Source organism: Nostocoides japonicum T1-X7, from assembly GCF_001046855.1.
GTDB classification, from domain to species: Bacteria; Actinomycetota; Actinomycetes; order Actinomycetales; family Dermatophilaceae; genus Nostocoides; species Nostocoides japonicum.
In genome coordinates, this window is the sequence record NZ_HF570958.1 from 5,040,200 (window position 1) to 5,042,929 (window position 2,730).

The following is a 2,730-nucleotide window of genomic DNA, read 5'->3' on the forward strand; positions in this document are numbered from 1 at the left end:
GCGGCGGTCGTCGGCGGGCGGACACCGTGGATGCGCTTGTGACGCCCCGGGTTGTCCGGTGCTGGTCGTCGACGACGGCTGTCCGGTCGGGCGTGGCGCTGCTGGAGTCCTTGTGGGGAAGCTGGCATGAGCTATGACGCCAACCAGTTTCCCCACAAGGATCCGTGGCGTCGTCCCAAGTGCCGAAGGACCCCGGATCAGCTGTTGGCGGCGGGGCAGGGCGTCGGGGGACGGACACCGTGCAGGCGGTGCCCCTCGCGACGCCGAGGGCCGGCCGGTACCGGCCCTCGACCGTGGACGCTATGGGGAGGCGGACTGGTCGCCGCGCGCGGCCGCGCCCTTGTCGGCAGCCGGGGTGGCGCCCGGATCCGAGGTCGCTCCACGAGGGCCAGAGCCGGCGTCTTCGGCCACGACGGCACCGGGCGCCGACGCCGCGCCTCCGGGGATGACCGCGGCTCGTGCCATGTCTGACTCGCCGGGTCCGACGGCGTCCGAGGGGGTGTCCGTACCGGCAGCGTCACCTCCGTCGATGCCGGGCTCCTGGACGGCCGAGGTCTCGGCCACCGACGGGTGGGCGGTCGCGGGGTTGTGGCGACGCCGCAGGAGGATTGCCCAACGTCCCCGCGGACCGCGGTCCTGGCCGGCGATCTCGGTAGCACTGACCTCGGTGCCGGGCTCGCGGACCGCCTGACCCGCCGCCACGGCCACCGGGCCGACACCTTCGCCGCGCCGCCACTCCGGAGGACGGTCGCCGGTGTCGGTGCCCCAGAGGTTGAGCGCCGCGCAGACGCTCGGCAGGAGCGCGGAGGCGGCCCTGGCATACCCGGCCGGGGAAGGGTGGAACTGGTCCTTGCTGAACAGCTCACGCGGGCGCTCGGCGAACTCGGGTCCGAGGAGGTCGCCGAGCGACACGGTACGGCCGCCCGCCTCGACGACCGCGACGGTCTGGGCCGCGGCGAGGTCTCGGCTCCATCGCCGCATGAGGAGCCGGAGCGGTTGGGCGACGGGCTGGATGGTTCCGAGGTCGGGGCAGGTGCCGACGACCACCTCCGATCCCATGCTGCGCAGGCGTCGGACCGTCGTCTCGAGGTGTCGGACGGCCGTCGCGCGATCGATCCGGTGGGTCACGTCGTTGGCGCCGATCATGATGAGGGTCACCTCGGGCTGGGCGCCTTCGTCGAGGGCGTTGGCCAGCTGCGTCTGCAGGTCACCGGACTCGGCGCCGACGACGGCGGCGTTGACCAGCCGGACGGGACGCCCGGAGAGCGCTGCCACCCCGCTCGCGACGATCGCGCCGACGGTCTGGCTCGGCCGGTCGGCTCCCATGCCGGCCGCGGACGAGTCACCGAGGACGAGGATCTCGATCGGCACGCCGGGTCCGGATCCGTACAGATCGTTGTCGTCCGGCGACGAGTCGAACGGCGTACCCACGATGCGGCGCGCGATGAGGGCTTCCGCCTTGATGACGGCATACCCGAGAGCTCCGAGCGCCGTGGCTGCCGCCGCCAGGCTTCCCCCACCGTAGGCCGCCGTGGACGCGATCTTCTGTGCCCGTCGTGCCCTCGGCATGACCCACCTCCTTGCTTCCCCACCTCCTTGGTACCAGAACGCCCTGACAGCCGCCTGCTGTTCCGCCAGGATGCCCGGTCGCTCAGGCCCTGTTCGGCAGGTGCGGGCTTTCCGTGGTCGTATGCGACGTCCGACCACGACAACCCCGCACGTGCCGAGAAGATGTCGCTGACGAGCCGCGCCGACGACGACAACTCGGCACGTGCGGAAGCGGGTCGGCTCATGCGGTGGGCACCGGAGCCGTACAGGCGGCACACAGCCTGCGCGGCGAGTCTCGGTGACATGAGCGGCAGCCCACACGGTGGCATACCTCCCGCACTTCTCAAGGCCAGATACAGCGCTGTGGCTGCCCTCGCGGCTGCGGGCTTCGTCACGGGAGGGGTGCACGTGCACCTGCAGCACGACGCGGTGACTGAGAGCAGCGCGAGCTCGAGCACGACGAGCCCACACATCTCTTCCGGTGCCTCGAGCGATTCGGGTAGCTCGAGCGATGCCGGCTACGCCCATTCCACGATGCCGAGGGCGAGCGCCGGGAACTCCGCATCGTCGGACACCGACGGCTCCGGCTCGACGGCCGCCTCGGCCCCATCAGCGGTCACCGGCGACAGCGGCGACACGCTCGGCTCCTCCTCTGGGCCGGCCCAGACGATGACCCAGGGATCATGAGGGCGCCCGCGCTGCTGGGGCCGCCGACGTCGGCGTCGTTCGAGGCGATCGGCACGACGTGCCAGGTTCTCGTCACCGATCCCGATGCGCTGCCCGAGGCCACCCGGATCGTCCTGGGTCACCTCGATGTCCTCGACCGGGCCGTCTCCCGTTTCCGCGACGACTCCGAGCTGGCACGCCTCGCGGCGGCCGCGATCACCGGACCCGTCACAGCGACCGTGTCGTCGACGACACTCGAGTATGCCGCTGCCGCCCTTCGCGCTGCCGAGCACACGGGGGGCCTCGTCGACCCGACGGTCGGGCCCGCGCTCGCAGCGACCGGGTACGACGACGACCTCACCGCCGTGCAGTCGCGCCGGAGCGCGGAGGGATCGTGGCGCTCAGGCCCCGATCGGGTGGCAGACCGCCAGTGGGAGGGGCGCGGGCCGGGTGAGGGGTTGTGGCGCTCGGGCCCCGATCGGGTGGCAGACCGCCAGTGGGAGGGGCGCGGGCCGG

Annotated in this window: 2 protein-coding genes; one reads left to right on the forward strand and one right to left on the reverse strand. The window is 72.6% G+C overall.

The genetic code is table 11. The annotated features are described in order from the left end of the window. Positions 1-300 precede the first annotated feature (300 nt). Positions 301-1,569: an SGNH/GDSL hydrolase family protein gene (locus tag BN12_RS22740; protein WP_083454884.1), complete on the reverse strand. Its 1,269-nt coding sequence runs from the start codon at positions 1,567-1,569 to the stop codon at positions 301-303. Between the two features lie 662 nt (positions 1,570-2,231). Here BN12_RS22740 and BN12_RS22745 point away from each other — a divergent pair. Beyond that, positions 2,232-2,730 (forward strand): FAD:protein FMN transferase (locus BN12_RS22745; protein WP_048555774.1); only part of this gene is annotated, 499 nt, incomplete at its 3' end.